Consider the following 17370-nt stretch of genomic DNA (forward strand, 5'->3'; position numbering starts at 1 on the left):
GCGGGCAGCAGGATATGCTGGATGCGGGAGCCGGCAACGACGTCGTCTACTACGGCGGCAGCCAAGCCATCTATAACGGGGGGGCTGGCAGCGATACGCTGCTGGTAAGCAGCCAGGCGGACTACGATGGCTTGCGGCCCGGTGCGACGCTGGCCAATTTTGAGTACGTCACCTACAACGGCCAGGTGCGGGTACTGGCCGCACAGAATGTGTTCACCGGCACCAGCCTGAACGACGTTCTGATCGGCACCAGCTTAAACGACACTCTAACCGGCCTGGGGGGCAACGACCAGCTTGTAGGCGGTTTGGGGATCGATCTTCTCTACGGGGGAGACGGCAACGATACGCTGAGGGGCGGCGGGCAGCAGGATACGCTGGATGCGGGAGCTGGCAACGACGTCGTCTACTACGGCGGCAGCCAAGCCATCTATAACGGGGGGGCCGGCAGCGATACGCTGCTGGTAAGCAGCCAGGCGGACTACGATGGCTTGCGGCCCGGTGCGACGCTGGCCAATTTTGAGTACATCACCTACAACGGCCAGGTGCGGGCACTGGCCGCACAGAATGTGTTCACCGGCACCAGCTTGAACGACGTTCTGATCGGCACCAGCTTAAACGACACTCTAAACGGCCTGGGGGGCAACGACCAGCTTGTAGGCGGTTTGGGGATCGATCTTCTCTATGGAGGAGACGGCAACGATACGCTGAGGGGCGGCGGGCAGCAGGATATGCTGGATGCGGGAGCCGGCAACGACGTCGTCTACTACGGCGGCAGCCAAGCCATCTATAACGGGGGGGCCGGCAGCGATACGCTGCTGGTAAGCAGCCAGGCGGACTACGATGGCTTGCGGCGGCCCGGTGCGACGCTGGCGAATTTTGAGTACATTACCTACAACGGCCAGGTGAAAGCACTGGCATCGCAGAATGTGTTTAACGGCACCAGTTTAAACGACGTCTTGATCGGCACCAGCTTGAACGATACCCTAAACGGCCTGGGAGGCAACGACCAGCTTGTAGGCGGTTTGGGGATCGACCTTCTCTACGGGGGTGACGGCAATGACACGCTGCGGGGCGGTGGCCAGCAGGACACCCTGGATGCAGGCGCGGGCAATGACGTCGTCTACTATGGAGGCAGTTTGGCGTACTATAACGGAGGAGCCGGCAGCGATACGCTGCTGGTGAGCAGCCAGGGGGACTACGATGGCTTGCGCTCCGGTGCGACGCTGGTGAATTTTGAGTATATCACCTACAATGGCCAGGTGAAAGGGATGTCTAGCGGCACTGTTAGCGGCACTGACAACAGCGATACGCTGCTTGGCACCAGTCTGACAGATACGCTTAACGGTTTGGGTGGCAACGACTATCTGGCAGGTGGCTTGGGAAGCGACTTGCTTTGTGGCGGTGACGGCAATGACACTCTTGATGGCGGCGGACAGCAGGATACCTTGGACGGCGGCGCAGGCAACGATGTCTTTTATTACGGAGGAAGCCAGGCTGTGTATGAGGGCGGAGCTGGAAACGATACGCTCTATGTCTGGAATCAGAGTGACTACGCGGCTGTGGCTGCGTCGGTTTCCCCAAGAATTGCCCATGTCGAGTATGTCAGCTATAACGGCCGGGTGCTGCCGGTGGCTTCCCTGCAGGGAGTGACGCTGCAAGGAAGCTATTATGATGGAGATGGCCTTCTGGTTGGCAGCGCAGGCAATGATTCGCTGGTTTCTTACTGGTATAGTGATGACTCGTTGTACGGCGGCGACGGGGCGGATACATTGGACGGTCAGTACCGTAATGATCTGGTGGATGGTGGCGCTGGGAACGATTTACTGGATTCCGGCTATGGAGGCAATGATACGTTGTACGGCGGCGACGGGGCGGATACACTGATTGGTCGTGGAAATGATATTCTGGACGGCGGCCTAGGGAATGATTCGTTGTTATCTGACTTTAGAGGCAATGATACTGTGTACGGCGGCGACGGGGCGGATACACTGATTGGTCGTGGAAATGATATTCTGGACGGCGGTCTAGGGAATGATTCGTTGTTATCTGACTTTAGAGGTAATGATACTTTGTACGGTGGTGATGGTGCTGATACGCTTAGGGGCTACGGCAACGATCTCTTGGACGGCGGTGCAGGGAATGATTATTTTTATTGCTATTATGGAAATGACTCGTTGTATGGAGGCGAAGGGACAGATACCTTGTATGCAAGTGGTAATAGCATTCTTGATGGGGGCGAGGGGAATGACTATATTTCAGGGCAAGGAAGTGACACTGTATATGGTGGCAATGGAGCTGATGTGATTTCTTTCAGCGGGGATCATAACGTTCTTGATGGTGGGGCAGATGCTGATTATTTATCAGCTTATTATGGTGTAAATAATACCTTGTATGGTGGGGCGGGAGCAGATACACTTTGCAGCAGCTATTCAATGGGCGTAGGTGTTTTTAGTAGCCAAAGTCTGTTAGATGGCGGTGATGGTAATGATTCGCTTTGTGCGATGTGTCCAGGAGATACACTGCAAGGGGGACGCGGAAACGACTCATTGTATGGATTTGGTCTGCTTTTGGGTGGAAATGACAATGACTTTTTGAAAAGCTATGCGACAAGCAATGATACGTTGTTTGGCGGTAGCGGTAATGATGTTCTATGTTATGATTCTGTCGATGGATATGTGAATGGCGGTGGTGGAATTGATACGCTGCTCATTGACGACAATACCACTCCTGTGTATGATACCCTGGGAGGAGTGGTCTGCTCCGGTAGTGCCGCTGCGTATTTGGAGTTGACAGTGTCCAGTAAGCTGCAGCAGATTGAATATATCTCATGGAAGGGATATGTGCGTACTCTGGGAAGCAACGTTTCCTCATACGCGGGTACCAATGGAAATGACTTTTTGAACGGGACGGAAAATGCCGAAGTATTAAACGGCGGCAGTGCCGGTAATGACAGTTTGCATGGCTGGGGGGGCGATGATGCCTTGCTTGGAGGTGTGGGGCAAGATTGGTTGTTCGGCGGGTTGGGGAATGATTCGCTTGACGGCGGCAGCGGTAATGACTTCCTGCATGGTGAGAACGGAGATGATAGTCTCTTTGGGGGAGCGGGAAGTGACTTGATGGATGGTGGAGCAGGTAATGATTTGATGGATGCTGGCGGTGGTGTAGCAGAAACGCTTCTAGGCGGAGATGGATCAGACAGCTTATGGGTCAACTACTCCAGCTATTCGTATCTGGATGGTGGCGCGGGAAATGATGTTCTAGAAGATTATTATACCGGTGGTGGACGTAATAATACTCTTTTGGGCGGTGCTGGGAATGATAAACTGGTAACGCTCCACCTTGTTAATGCACAAGGAGAACGATTGGATGGCGGAGAAGGAGACGATACTCTTTGGGGCGGTGCTACAGGGGAAAGCTTGCTGGGAGGCGCTGGTAATGACGTATTTGTTTGCGCTAGCCTTAACTCGGTTCTTTATGGCGGTACTGGCGTAGACACACTGGTTATTGATGATTCTTTGGCCGGCAGTTCTTATCTGGAGCTAACGGCTTCAGCGCAGCTGAAGGAGATAGAATATGTTTCCTGGCAGGGATTTGTGCGTACTTTGGGTTCGGCACGCTACGGTCTTGCGGGCAGCAGCGTCAATGACAACCTGACGGGAACTGCAGCCGCGGAAGTCATCGCTGGAGCCGATGGACAGGATACCTTGTCCGGCCTGGGGGGCAATGACTGGATTTACGGCGGTTTGGGCAACGATGTGCTTTTTGGCGGCGACGGCAATGACCGGCTTTGGGGCAACGAGGGTGTTGACACCTTGTATGGGGGTCTTGGTGAGGATTCCTTGTATTTGGGTTCTTCCGGCTATGCTTGCGGGGAGTCAGGAAATGACTATCTCGAAGGCAGCGGCATACTCGAAGGCGGCGCTGGCAATGACACCTTGCATGGCAGCGGCGTGCTGCGGGGCGGAACTGGGGATGACCTATACCAGCTGAATTATTTGGCAGACAATGTGGTAGTGAATTACGAAGCCGGTGTTCAGGGGCATGATGTACTTTCCTTTGCGACTTCGTACACCGGCACTGTCTTTCAGCGTGACGGCAATGATTTATCCATTGGTTTTATTGAAGGCTCGATCACGACTACTGTGCAGAACTGGTTTTTAGGCAGTGCGTATCAAACGGAAACCATCGCTTTTCAGGATCGGCGCTTAAGTGCCGCAGAGATTACCAATCTTTGCCGCTGACGTATAAAGGCCCGGAAGGTTGCTTCCGGGCCTTTGGCGTGAAACTCATGGTATAATAGTGTAATGCAAGAAACTATGGCAAGGAGCTGAGGGGATGCCGGCAGTCAGTGTTTTGATGTGCGCGTACAATCACCAGGCCTATGTGAAAGAAGCAGTCGCCAGCGTTGTGGCGCAGAGTTTTAGCGACTGGGAAATGATTATTGTCGATGATGGCTCTACTGACGGTACGGCAGAGGAAATTTTAAAGATCAAGGATCCCCGTATTCGCTTGCTTCGCTTTGCGCATAACCGGGGCGTCGGTGAAGCGGCCAAAGTGTGTTTGCAGGAGGCCCGCGGCCAGTATATCGCCTCGCTCAATTCGGATGACGCTTTTGAGCCGGACAAGCTGGAGCGGCAAGTAGCTTTTTTGCAGAAAAACAAACAATATGTCGCTGTTCTTAGTCAGGTGCGTCTGGTGGATGAAGCAGGGCAATCTTTTGTAGACGCAAGACATCCGTATATGCGGTTGTTTCGCCAGCCTAACCGTTCCCGACAGGAATGGCTGAACCGTTTTTTTTACGGAGGAAATTGCCTATGTCAATCCAGCATGCTGATTCGCCGGGAGTGTTATCAAGAGCTGGGCGGTTATGACTCGCGGCTGGCGCAGGTGATGGATCTGGACTTTTGGATTCGCTTCTGTAAACAATATGAACTGTACGTGCTGCCGGCGGAGTTGACTGTGTTTCGCCTTCATACGGAAAATAGCAGCCAACGCAAGGCGGAAAACGAGTTTCGGCTGTCCATGGAACTGATGCTTTTGCTGGAGCATTATGCTAATCTGGATAGCTGTGAGGAATTTCGGCGGATTTTTCCAGATTGTCCGGAAGAGATTCTGCCTACCATGGGGGAACTGATACCTGTGGCTTTGGGGCGTATGATTTTGGAAACGCAGCGTCCCAATCGGCCGCATTATCGCTGCTTTGCTCAGCAGATATTGCAAAAAGCTTTTGGGAATGTACGGGTTGCGCAGTTGCTGCGGCAGGAGTACGGCTGGACGGTGAAGGATTTGTGGCGTTGGACCGGAGAGTATGATGTTTTCGGGCAGGTGCCGGATGTGGTAAGCCGGTTTTATTTAATACGCCAGGGAGTCCAAGAGCCGGAGCTTCTTCAGGCGCTGGCGCTGCCTTGGCAGGAGAATTTTAGCGTCGAGGTAGATCTCCAGGGCTTTACAGACGGCAAGACGCTGTCATGGCAGCCGATACAAGGGCGTATTTGCGCCCTGAAGATGGATGACATGGAGTACCGGACGCATCAGGGAGTATGGCAGCCGGTAGGCAAGGAGCAAGTGAAAATAAATGGAACGGGCAACCGGGAGGGTATTTGGCTGTTTGAAACACTGCAGCCATTAGTTTCTTTTACGGCTATTGAAGGGTGGCGGGGGCTGCGTTTGCGGGGGAAATGGCGTTTCTGGAATGATGCGGAAATGGAGCAGGAATACCAGCAATTGAGGCAGGGAATTTTAGGCTTGCAACGACAGGTCGAACATTTGTCGGCGCAGCTGAAAAGCCTTAGCGCGACGGAAACTGGCGTAAGGTGATGAACAGCAGAGGTGGGGGAAGGGAATGGACCGCAGTGAAAAGGCAGCCAAATTAGTTTTGCAGGAACAAGTGCTGGCTTTAGAGTTGAAGGAAATATGGCAAGGAAAAGCGGCGGCAGGAATTTATCTGTTCGGGGCCGGAACGGTCGGCGTTTTTCTGCATGATTTTTTGTCGAGAGTAGCAAAAGCCTTCGCGCAGCCCAGTATTATCAAAGGGTTTTTAGATAATTCGCCAGCGGCCTGGGGTCAAATGGCGCACGGTCTGCCTGTGGTGACGCCAGCTTCGCTGGAAAAAGAAAATGCCGGCGCGGCGGTGCTGATTGCCACGGAATACGTGGAAAGTATGGCGCGGCAGCTAGACGGTTATGGCTTAAAACCTAGAGTGGATTACTGGGACGGCTTTCGCTTGTACCAGCGTTTGCGGCGGTGGATGCATATCTATGGGGAAGACAATCCTGAAGCGATGATTCCGGAAGAATTGGTGCAAGATATAGCGTATTTGCTAGGGAAGGTTCATGGGGTAGGCAGCGATAATTCCTACCATTCGGTTCTGGATGTGCGGAAAGATTATCGTCTTTGGCAGATGGCGCATCGCGTGACGCCGCGCCTTTTGCGGGAGATGGAGGTGGAGGCGCGGCAGTGGCCGGAAGAGAAGCGGGTATTCTTCACCGTGGTATGCTGGGGCAAGGCGGATGCGGCAAGAAGACAGGCGGTAGAGGCGAGTCTAGAGCAGCAGGGGCATCCATGGCAGAAGGTGCTGTGGTTGGAGGAAGCGAACCTAGATTCTTTGGGTGAATTTTCAAAGACGGACTATGTAATTTTCTTACGTTCTGCCGAGTTCTTGGCGTCAGGGGCGTTTGGATTATTAGCGCGAAAAATTCATGAGACAGGCTTTTCCGGCTGGCTATATGGCGACGAGGATGTGCGGGGTGAAAATGGCCAGCGGCAAAAACCGTTTTTTAAGCCGGATTGGTCGAAATATTATCAGCAGGCGCAAAACTATATCGGTTTTTGGGGCAGTTGTTTCCGGGGTGATTTGGTGCGTGAGCAGCAGTCTGTTTTTTCGCGGCTGTTGCACGAAGACGCTTTTGCCAAAGAGGGACTGGTGCTTTTAGCCCACGAAGGGGGAGCGCCAGCACATGTGCCGGAAATCGTGCTCCATCGAGGTTCGGCGCGTGTTACTGGCATTTCTGCAATGGGCAGCAAAGAAGAGTTTGCGTTACCAATACATACATCGGGTCTGACTGTGTCCATTTTGATTCCGACCCGTGATCGGGCGGATCAGCTGGAACGCTGCTTGCAGTCTCTTTTTCAAAAGACTGTCGGTGTGGAGTTTGAAGTTCTTGTACTGGATAACGACAGCATCGAAGAAGAAACGAAAGACCTGCTGGCTTTGTGGCTAGAAAAAGAGCCGCAGCGTTTTCGGGTATGGCGTTGCGACGAGGCTTTTAATTATGCGCGCTTAAATAATGCAGGAGCGCGGCAGGCGCATGGCGAATATGTAGTACTGCTCAATAATGATACGGAAATCTTGCAGACGGATTGGCTGCGGGACTTATTGGTCTACGCCGGGAAAAGTGATGTGGGGGCAGTGGGGCCGATGCTGCTCTATCCGGATGATACGGTGCAGCATGCGGGCGTTATTTTGGGGGTCGGCGCGGTAGCGGACCATGCTTTTCGCGGCTTTGCCGCAGGAGATGCCGGCTATTTCGGTCGTTTGCGGGCGGTTTCGGAATACAGCGCAGTGACCGGAGCTTGCCTTGTAGTACGCAAAGACCGGTATTGGCAGGCAGGCGGCATGGAGGAGGAACTGGCAGTTTCCTATAATGATGTGGATTTTTGCCTGAAGCTGCGAGGATTGGGACTTGTGAATTTGGTGGTTCCCCAAGTGCGCCTGCGGCATTACGAGTCCCAAAGCCGCGGCGCGAATACTACGCCGGAGAAACAAGCCCAGGCGAGACGGGAAGAGAAGTGGATGTGGCGACGCTGGGGACAGGTTTTGCCCGAGGATCCTTACTATAGTCCGCATTTGACACGGGCGAGTACGGATTTTGCTTTGAAGATGCCGGAAGAGGAGGTTTAGTAGTGAGGAGTCCTTTGGTGGTTGTTGTCTTGCTTAATTGGAATGGCTGGCTGGATACGGTGGCTTGCTTGAAGTCGCTGCAACGGCTTGTGTATGATAATTTCCGCGTGGTGGTAGTGGATAATGGTTCGACTGATGATTCAGTGCAGCGGCTGTCAGTATGGCAGCCGTTTGTTGTGCTTTTAGAGGCCGGGGAGAATTTGGGCTTTGCCGCCGGAAACAATGTAGGTATTCGCTGGGCCTTGGAGCAGGGAGCCGAATATGTGCTGCTGTTGAATAATGATACGGTAGTGGCGGAGGATTTACTGGAAGCCTTTGTGGCAGCGGCTCAGGAACGGCCTAAGGCCGGGGCGTTGGCGGCGAAGATCTACTATTATGATCGTCCCCGAACGCTGTGGTATGCGGGGAGCAAGAGCCCGACGCCGTGGATGGCGCCTATGCATATCGGACAAGAGGAAGAAGACCAGGGGCAGTACGAGGAAATGGCTCCTGTTACAGGGATAAATGGCTGTGCTTTTTTTGCCAGGACTGAGGCCATTCGTGAGGTGGGGCTTTTAAACGAGCGTTTTTTTTATAAGTATGAAGATGTGGATTGGAGTCTGCGTTTTTCGAAGGCTGGATATGAAACTCTCTATGTGCCGGGAGCTAAGGTGTGGCATAAGGTCAGTCAGGCGTCAGGGGGGCTGTCGCCTTTGTGGTGGTATTTTGACGAACGCAGCCGTCTTTTATGGCTGGAACTGCATTTTCCCAAGCAAGGCTGGGAGGCTTTCTGGGGACGGGCGCTGCGCAGCCTATGGAGACAGCTTTGTCAAACAGGCTGGCGAGGGTGGCCGATTGCGTTAGCTCGCTTGGCGGGCATGGCAGATTATCTGCGGGGCTATGAGGGGCCTTGTCCGCAGTGGGTGGTGCGGCTGGGGCGGCGCTCTTGCGAAAGAGCATAGTCAGAACCGGTGGTTTTTGGTAAAATAATTACATTGTAATAAATTTTTTGGGATAAGGAAACGACAAGAGCATGAATGTCTGTGTTGTGGGAAGCGGCTATGTTGGGTTAGTGACAGGCAGCTGCCTGGCGGAAATGGGAAACCGTGTCTGGTGTGTTGATAGAAATCAAAGCAAGATCGAAAAATTGCGACAAGGCGTAATTCCTATTTATGAGCCGGGCCTAGAGGAATTAGTTCGGCGTAATGTGCAGGAAAAGCGTCTTTTCTTTTCTGCCATGCTCCAGGATGGTTTGGCGGAAGCGACTGTGTGCATTATTGCAGTAGGTACGCCGCCCTTAGATGATGGGTCTGCCGATTTGGCGGATGTGCTGGCAGTAGCGAAGGAAATAGGAGTATATATACATAAATATCTTCTTGTGGTTACGAAATCAACGGTTCCTGTTGGTACAGCGCGGCAGATAAAAAGTGTAATTTTGGAGCAGCTTGTACAGCAAAAAAAAGCAGTTGATTTTGATGTGGTGTCAAATCCTGAATTTTTGAAGGAAGGGGCTGCTATTGAGGATTTTATGGAGCCGGACCGAATTGTGATTGGTGTTGATTCGCAAAGGCCGGTAGAGATTCTCAGACAGCTCTATGAGCCACTGATCAATACGCAACAGTCGTTGGTGCTGATGGATACGGTTTCGGCAGAACTTACTAAGTATGCTGCCAATGCGATGCTGGCAACGCGGATCAGCTTTATGAATGAGATAGCGCGGTTATGCGACCAGGTAGGGGCGGATGTTGCTCAAGTTCGTGTCGGTATGGGCATGGATTCACGTATTGGTATGCCTTTTTTGCACGCAGGGCCTGGCTACGGCGGTTCATGTTTTCCAAAGGATGTAAAAGAATTGATTCAGGCAGGGGAGCGTCATGGGAGTCCGATGCAGTTGCTGCAGGCTGTTGATGAGGTTAATGAACAGCAAAAGAAGTATTTGGTCAATCTGGTGGTAAGGCGGTTTAGCGAGGACTTAAGCGGATTTCATTTCGCGTTGTGGGGTCTTGCTTTTAAGCCGCAGACGGATGATGTGCGGGAGTCTCCAGCGTTGGTATTGATTCGGGAGCTGTTGTCGCGCGGAGCATCAATTACGGCGTATGATCCGGCGGCTCTAGAACCGGCAAAGATCATGCTGGGTCCAGTGGATAGACTATTCTATGTGAGCGATATGTTGGAGGCTTTGCCGGGAAAGGATGCATTGATATTGCTTACGGAGTGGAGGCAGTTCCGGCAGATGGAATGGACTTTGCTTGGGGATTTGTTGAAAAGAAAAATTGTTTTTGATGGAAGAAATATTTATGATCCTATTGCTGCGAAGGCGGCCGGTTTTGAATATTATTGCATCGGGAGAGGTTGTATCTTAGGCGATTATGTTAATGGGAGCGTAAAGGAATGATGAACTTGGAAACGAGTTTCATGCAGTACTTGGATAAGGTTATTCAGGAAAAGAATTTTGTCATTTCTGATTTTGTGCAAACTTTTGAAGAGGTTTTTTGGCAGAACGGATTTCGTACTTCGGTTAATTGCAAGAAGATTTTTGAAATTCTAATTGTACGTGATGATGAAATTGGAGATGTAATTTTGACAAGCGGTTTTTTGCGGGAAGTGCGCCGAGCGTATCCACAAGCAAGGATTACCTTGGTGGTAAAGCCGTCTGTCTTTAATTTAGTTGAGAAATGTCCTTATGTAAATGAATTTGTTGTTTATGACTGGGAAAAAATGAAACGAAAAAATTTTGCCAGTTTGTATCATGAAATTATCAAGTTGTGCAGAGAAACATTGTGGGACAGAAAGTTTGATTTGTTTTTTAGTCCCCGCTGGGAATTTGATGGTAACTTGCCTAATCTCCTTGGATATGTGAGCGGTGCAAAAGAGCGAGTTGGCTATTCTGAATTTTCGCAAGCTGGAAAGCGGCGCGAAAACAGCTGGGATTTACTTTTAACAAAATCCTTAACAGTTCCTTTGTGGCAGTGTCATGATGCGGTGCGAATTTTTTTTGTACTGGAAGCATTAGGGCATGTTGTTGTCGATAAGTCGCTGGAAGTCTGGTTTGATGCCTCTGATAGTGAGGCGGCAGACAATTTATTAAGCGATTTCAATTTAGAGGAAGAGGAAACTGTCATTGCTGTTGTTCCTGGCGCAGGACATCCAAGAAGACAGTGGGAGCCTTCCTGGTATGCTGCATTATTAAAACAGATTTTCTTGAAAGAACCGCGCACAAGAGTGATTATATTGGGAGCTCCGGCGGAGAGAGCGCTTGGAGAAGTTATTTATTCGGCGCTACCGCAAGGCGCCGTATTGAACGCAGCAGGGAAGACAACGTTGCGACAGACTGCGGCTATCTTGGCGAAGTGCCACATGTATATTGGTAATGATACTGGTTTGATGCACATGGCGGCCGCCAGCGGCTTGCCAGTACTGTTGCCCAATTGCTGCGCCGCAAGTGTTGTAAGAACGATCTATACAGTTCCAGAGCGTGTGGAACCATGGCAAGTTCAGAGCGTTACCATTTATCCTGCCAAGCCACTGTCTCCGTGTGGGGTGAAGCCCACTAGTCATGGATGTACTGCGGATACCGCGCATTGTATTAACCAAGTTACGGTGCAAGAGATGATTAAGGGATGGAACGTCTTAAGGAGCTATGCTGGAAAAAACGGCGAGAGTGAAGATGTGAAAGGAAGTCCTGTATTGCGAGTAGCCGGGCGTAATTTCTTGGCCGGCAAGAGAGCGCCAAAGAAAGATGAAAGCAATATATTGGGTTCCGTTCTTCCTGCTTTGCGAGGGGTTCCACTTACAAGTCATATATCGAAAACGCTTAAAAATGTAATGCTGGTTGTGAAAAAACACAATAAATTTCTTGCTTTAAGAAGCATGGAAAAGCTTACGAAGTTGTGCGGCGAGATTCATTTTTATATTGTATCAAGTGAGGATGAGGGTGCGTTTATAGCAGAACAAGCAAGGGGGCGCTTCTGTTGTGAGTTTTGGCAGGGGCTTGATGAGCAAGAACAAGTAGAGTTTGCAAGGTTAGAAAAGCAGAGGGCATTATCTGCTAGCGAGGGCAGTTTCGTTGCGTTGCTATTTGATTTTAATTATTATGATCTTGCTGTTGCAAAAGAAATCGAGCTTTTTTACAGGCTGGGTTTTCAGCAACTGCTGGTTATGGATGGGTGTTTAGAGATGAGATATATTGATCCTGTTGCTGTCTGGCTTTCTGCGCAGCGTTTGTTATGGAAACATATTGAATGGTATTGGATTACAAAAGCAAGAGTGGAAATTGCGTCATTAACTTTTGTTTTGTAAGGGCTAAGTGGGGGTAACCTTATTGACAATATAGTTTGGGTGGGAATGCAGATGAAAGAGAAAGAAATTCAAGAACAATATTTGCAATGGTGTAGTCAGATGCAAACGAATACGCAAGGGGCTCTCGAAAAATTGAGGCAAACCATGGCCCCGGCATTGTACGCTGAGCAGTCTGATAGTGCAATGGCAGTAAAATTAGAGGAAGTAAAGCGCATTGTAATCATCCGTTTGGATGAAATTGGCGATGTAACTCTTATGAGCGGCATGCTGCGGGAGTTGCGGCGAAATGCGCCCCAGGCGCGAATTACCTTGGTCGTAAAAAATGGGGTATGCGATTTAGTGCGATGCTGTCCGTATATTGATGAAGTTTTGGGCTTTGACAGTGGGGAACTTTTAAAACAAGGCGGAGTTATGAAGGTGTTGCAAGAGATGGGAGAGTTTTGTGCTCATCGGTTCTGGGGACAACAGATCGATCTTTGCCTTGTGCCACGGTATGATTTTGACCGATATTTTGCGACCATACTGGCATATGTCAGCGGCGCTAAGCGGCGAGTTGGTTTTTCGGAGAAGGCTACACCGTGGAAAGCTAGTAAAAATAAGGGCTTTGATCAATTACTGACCGATGTGGTGCCTGTGGGGCGCCTGGCCCATGAAGCGGAACATAACTATGCTATGCTTCGCTTTTTAGGTGGAAGCGTGCAGAAAGCAGCTCTTGAATTATGGGTGGAAGAGGCTGCTAAACGGTGGGCCCTTGCGTTGTTGGATCAATATAGACAGCATGATAGGATTGTATTGTCATTAGGGCCGGGACGGTCACGGAGAACTTGGCCTGTTGAAAGAATGATCGAAGTTGATAATCGTTTGCATGAGTTGGGCAAAAAAGTAGTATTTGTGCTTTTAGGAACAAAAGAAGAACTGGAAAACGCTGAATTATTTCAACGACAATCCGCTTGTGAAGTATTGAATTTAGTAGGGAAAACAACGTTGCAACAAACAGGCGCTGTTTTGCAGCAGTGTCAGATGTATTTGGGGCGCAATACAGGTATTCTGCATATGGCGGCAGCTGCAAATTTAAAGATAGTTGAAATATCGTGTTATCCACAAGTGGCCTCTTCGTGGGGGATTGATAGCCCAGTACGCTTTCGGGCATGGTGTGAGCACCGTATTCTTTTGCAACCGAATGTTGCGATGGAACCTTGTAAGAATGTTTGCGAGAAAAATGAACCGCATTGTATTTTGCAGGTTACTGAAGAACAAGTCCTGAACGCACTTACCTTGTTCCTTGAAAATTAGCTTTCTTATGACATTATCGAAGATGGTGTTATGAAAGTTTTAAATTGACAAAGATTGATAAGTCATTAGCAGGCACTGCGCCTGCTTTTTTCTTTCTGTGCGTGGTGGATTGTATGGTTTTTTGGTACAATAACCTATAGTGGTTTAAACAAAGATAATGGAGGCTTGCGCATGCGCATCTTATTTACTCATTCGAATTTTCCTGCACAGTTTGTGCATTTGGTTTCGTTTTTGCGTCAAGATCCCAAAAACCAGCTTGTCTTTCTGACAACACGGGAAGACTGGGAGTTGCCAGGCGTTTACAAGGCGGTATATAAAGCGACACGCGAGAAATCGCCGCAGACGCATCCGTTTTTACAGGGCTTTGAAACGGCGGTGTTGAATGGGCAGGCCGCATACCGGGCGGCGTCTGAGCTGAAAGCGAGAGGATTTGAACCAGACCTGATTTATGGCGCATCCGGTTGGGGCTCGACACTGTATTTAAAAGATTTGTTTCCTAATACGCCTATGGCGTGCTATTTTGAGTGGTTTTATCGTCCCCATGGCGGTGATGCAGAGTTTGGTCCGTGGGAACGGATTTCGCCAGAAGGCGAATGCCGGGTGAAAATGCAGAATTCGGTCATTGCATTGGACTTATACAGCTGTGATGGGGGCATCAGTCCTACATATTGGCAGCATAGCCAGTTTCCACAGGAGTATCTTTCCAAAATTAAGGTGATTCATGATGGCGTTAATACCCAACTTTGTGCGCCGCGTGAAGGCAGCAAGGGATTGGTCTTGCCCAATTTAGATCTTTCCGAGGCAGAGGAAATCGTGACCTATGTAGGGAGGGGGATGGAGCCATACCGTGGGTTTCCGCAGTTTATGGAGGCGGCGGCGCTGCTGTTGAAGCGAAGACCAAAATGTCATATTGTAGTGGTCGGGTCGGACCGGGTAGTTTACGGCGCTCCGGCGCCGGGCGGCAAATCCTATAAAGAACAGATGTTGGAGAAGTTGGATGTGGATTTGTCCCGGCTTCATTTTACCGGACACTTGAATAAACCGGATTATCTGAAGGTGCTGCAGGCGTCACAAGTACATATTTATTTGACCCGGCCTTTTGTTCTTTCCTGGTCGATGCTGGAAGCCATGTCCTGCGGCTGCGTGGTGGTGGGTTCGGATACGCCGCCAGTGCGCGAGGTTATTAATCATGGAGTTAACGGCTTATTGGCAGATTTCTTTTCCCCCCAGGATATTGCTGGAAAAGTGGAGGAGGCGCTGGAGGATCCGCGCCTCCGACGGGGCATTTCGCATCGGGCGAGGGAAACTGTGCTTGATCGCTATGCTTTAGAAAAGATGCTTCCTAGGCATTTGCAGTGTTTGCAGGAAATTGCTAACTCCTTTCGCCGGGGGCGGCAAGGATGAAGATTTTGTTTGTGCATCCTAATTTCCCAGGGCAGTTTTTGCAGCTAGCCGCCGCCATGGGACGGCTAGCTGCTGATGAAGTTGTTTTCTTGTCGGCCACAGGCGAGGGCGAGCTGGCTGGTGTGCAGCGCGTGTCTTATGCAGTGAAAAAGCAGGCGGAGACGCCGCATGCCTATGTACGCGAAGTCGAACAGGCATTGTTGACTGGCGAGGCTGTTTGGAGCGTAGGGCGTGCTTTGCGGGCGAGGGGCTTTGTGCCGGATGTTGTGTACGGGCATGCGTCCTGGGGGGGGCTCTTGTTTTTGCGGGAAGTATTTCCCGAGGCGGTGCATGTGGGATATTGCGAGTGGTTTATGCGTTCTACCGGTCAATATCTAGACTATGGAACGGCGGCATTAGATGCGGATGAAGCGTGCCGGCTACGCACCAGCCAGTCAGCGACGCTGCTGGGCTTATTGGATTTTGATGCCGGGATCGCTCCGTTCGAGTGGCAAAAAAAGCAGTTTCCACTGGAGATTCAGCCGAAAATCACGGTCTTGCCGGATGGCGTAGATACCGAACGCTTTATGCCGGAAGCTGGCGGCGCAGCGCTTTTGCAGGAGCTGGGCTTGAATCTGCCTGCAGAGACGGAATTGGTAACCTATGTGTCACGAGGGATGGAGCCTTTGCGGGGCTTTCCGCAGTTTGCGGCGGCGTTGGCGCAGGTGCAGCGCCTTCGTCCGCGCTGCCATGCTGTGATTGTAGGGAAAATGAATCCTGCTTATGAAACGAAACCCTTTGAAGCTAAACAGTGTTTGCTGGAGGCTGGTGTGGACCCTGCACGGGTTCATTTTTCCGGGCTGCTGCCGCGCCCTGCCTACCGGCGTGTATTGCAGGCATCTAGTGTTCATGTGTATTTGACCAAGCCTTTTGTTTTATCTTGGTCTTTTTTGGATGCCTTGTCTTGCGGTTGTGCCGTGGTTGCTTCGGCTACGCCTCCCGTGCTGGAGGTGTTGGAGGACGGGCGGACGGGGTTTTTAGCACCCTTTGCTGAACCAGCGCGATTGGCAGCGCAAATGGAGCGTTGCCTGCAAGGCGGGCCGGAGATTGCTGCCATGCGCCGGCAAGCGCGCGAGATGGTTTTGGAACGTTTTTCTTTAAATCAAGCACTGAATCGGCAGCGGGATTTTCTGAAGAGTCTTGTTGTCCGGGTTAGGAGGAGCTAAAGATATGCGGGTTTTATTTGTGCATCGCACGTTTCCGTCGCAGTTTCGCTGTTTGGCGGCGGCGTTAGGAAAGGATCCCCAGCACCGGGTTTGTTTTTTGACGACGACTCGGGAACAAGAAATTCCCGGAGTTCGCAAGATATTTTATGATGTGGAGAAAAAGCCTGACTCCTCGGTGCATGCCTATGTGCGCCATATGGAAAGTTCCTTATATTACGGTCTTTCCGCCTATGCTTCCGCCTGGAAGTTGAAGAAGGAGGGCTGGATTCCGGACGTGATTGTTGGCCACAGCGGCTGGGGGCCGCTGTTGTTTTTGAAGGAGCTATTCCCGAAGACGCCGCTGGTGGGCTATTTTGAGTGGTTTTACCGGGCTCAGGGGAGCAGTCACGGCTTTGATCCGGCGCAGTCTGTCACAGCGGATATGGCGGCGGAAATCCGCACTAAAAATATACCTATTTTGCACGAATTATATTCGGCAGATGCGGGAATAACGCCAACTTTTTGGCAGCAGGCACAATTTCCCGCGGAATATCATGGTAAGATCCGTGTGCTCCATGACGGCATGGATACAAATTTTTTTCAGCCGAAAGAAGGGGCTAAATTGGTGCTGCCGCGGCAGAGGTTGGATTTATCTGGCGCTGAAGAGATTGTTACCTATGTTACGCGGGCGATGGAGCCGATGCGCGGATTTCCACAGTTTATGGAGGCGGTGGCGGAAATTCAGCGGCACCGTCCCAAGTGCCATGTGGTCATTGTGGGCAATGATCGTACAGAGTATGGGAAACCGAGGGACGATGGCAAGACCTATCGGCAGTGGGCTTTGGAGAATTTCACCTACGATCCGGCGCGGCTTCATTTTACGGGGCCGTTATTATTGGAGGAGTACCGGGCGGTGCTGCAGGCTTCTTCGGTACATATTTATTTGACCTATCCCTATATTCTTTCGTGGTCTTTTTTGGAGGCCATGGCCTGTGGCTGTATGATGATTTCCTCGCGTACGGCACCGGTACAGGAGGTAATGAAGGATGGAGAGAACGGTTTGTTGGTTGATTTTTTTGCGTCTGAGCAGATTGCCGACCGGGTTGATCAGGTATTTGCCGAGCCGGAGGCGGCGCGGCGCATGAGGGAGCAGGCGCGGCAGACGGTATTGGAGAAGTATTCGTTTCAGACGCTGTATCCGCAGCATTTGGCTTTTTTACAGGAAGTGGCCGGGAAGAAGTAAAAATCCCCTCTGGAGAGGGTTACCCACCCCGGCACTGCGTGCCACCCCTCCGCGGGAGGGGATTGGCG

At 51.0% G+C, this 17370-nt stretch carries 10 protein-coding genes; all 10 read left to right on the top strand.

Annotation, left to right across the window (positions count from 1 at the left end):
- On the top strand, window positions 1-4241 hold a 4241-nt coding region (locus PHF27_RS02860), incomplete at its 5' end, for a calcium-binding protein (protein ID WP_300065762.1).
- 94 nt (window positions 4242-4335) lie between these two features.
- The gene (locus PHF27_RS02865; RefSeq protein WP_300065764.1) at window positions 4336-5817 is read left to right on the top strand and encodes a glycosyltransferase; all 1482 of its coding nucleotides are present in this window, start codon (window positions 4336-4338) and stop codon (window positions 5815-5817) included.
- 25 nt (window positions 5818-5842) lie between these two features.
- Window positions 5843-7900, top strand: coding sequence for a glycosyltransferase family 2 protein (locus PHF27_RS02870; protein WP_300065766.1), 2058 nt, complete (start codon window positions 5843-5845; stop codon window positions 7898-7900).
- A 2-nt stretch (window positions 7901-7902) separates the two neighbouring features.
- Complete coding sequence (locus PHF27_RS02875) at window positions 7903-8841, top strand: glycosyltransferase family 2 protein (RefSeq protein ID WP_300065768.1); 939 nt, start codon at window positions 7903-7905, stop codon at window positions 8839-8841.
- A gap of 71 nt (window positions 8842-8912) precedes the next feature.
- On the top strand, window positions 8913-10274 hold the full coding sequence (locus tag PHF27_RS02880; protein ID WP_300065770.1) for a UDP-glucose/GDP-mannose dehydrogenase family protein: 1362 nt from the start codon (window positions 8913-8915) through the stop codon (window positions 10272-10274).
- The gene (locus tag PHF27_RS02885; RefSeq protein WP_300065772.1) at window positions 10271-12178 is read left to right on the top strand and encodes a glycosyltransferase family 9 protein; all 1908 of its coding nucleotides are present in this window, start codon (window positions 10271-10273) and stop codon (window positions 12176-12178) included. Before PHF27_RS02880 ends, PHF27_RS02885 begins: the two co-directional genes overlap by 4 nt.
- A gap of 51 nt (window positions 12179-12229) precedes the next feature.
- Window positions 12230-13471: a glycosyltransferase family 9 protein gene (locus PHF27_RS02890; RefSeq protein ID WP_300065774.1), complete on the top strand. Its 1242-nt coding sequence runs from the start codon at window positions 12230-12232 to the stop codon at window positions 13469-13471.
- A gap of 171 nt (window positions 13472-13642) precedes the next feature.
- Complete coding sequence (locus PHF27_RS02895; protein ID WP_300065776.1) at window positions 13643-14875, top strand: glycosyltransferase family 4 protein; 1233 nt, start codon at window positions 13643-13645, stop codon at window positions 14873-14875.
- A complete protein-coding gene (locus PHF27_RS02900) occupies window positions 14872-16080 on the top strand; it encodes a glycosyltransferase (protein WP_300065778.1) in 1209 nt (402 codons plus the stop codon). Before PHF27_RS02895 ends, PHF27_RS02900 begins: the two co-directional genes overlap by 4 nt.
- A 4-nt stretch (window positions 16081-16084) precedes the next feature.
- Entirely contained in the window at window positions 16085-17302 is a 1218-nt protein-coding gene (locus PHF27_RS02905) for a glycosyltransferase (protein ID WP_300065780.1), read from the top strand.
- Window positions 17303-17370 lie beyond the last annotated feature (68 nt).

The organism is Anaeromusa sp. (assembly GCF_028691475.1).
Lineage (GTDB): Bacteria > Bacillota > Negativicutes > Anaeromusales > Anaeromusaceae > Anaeromusa.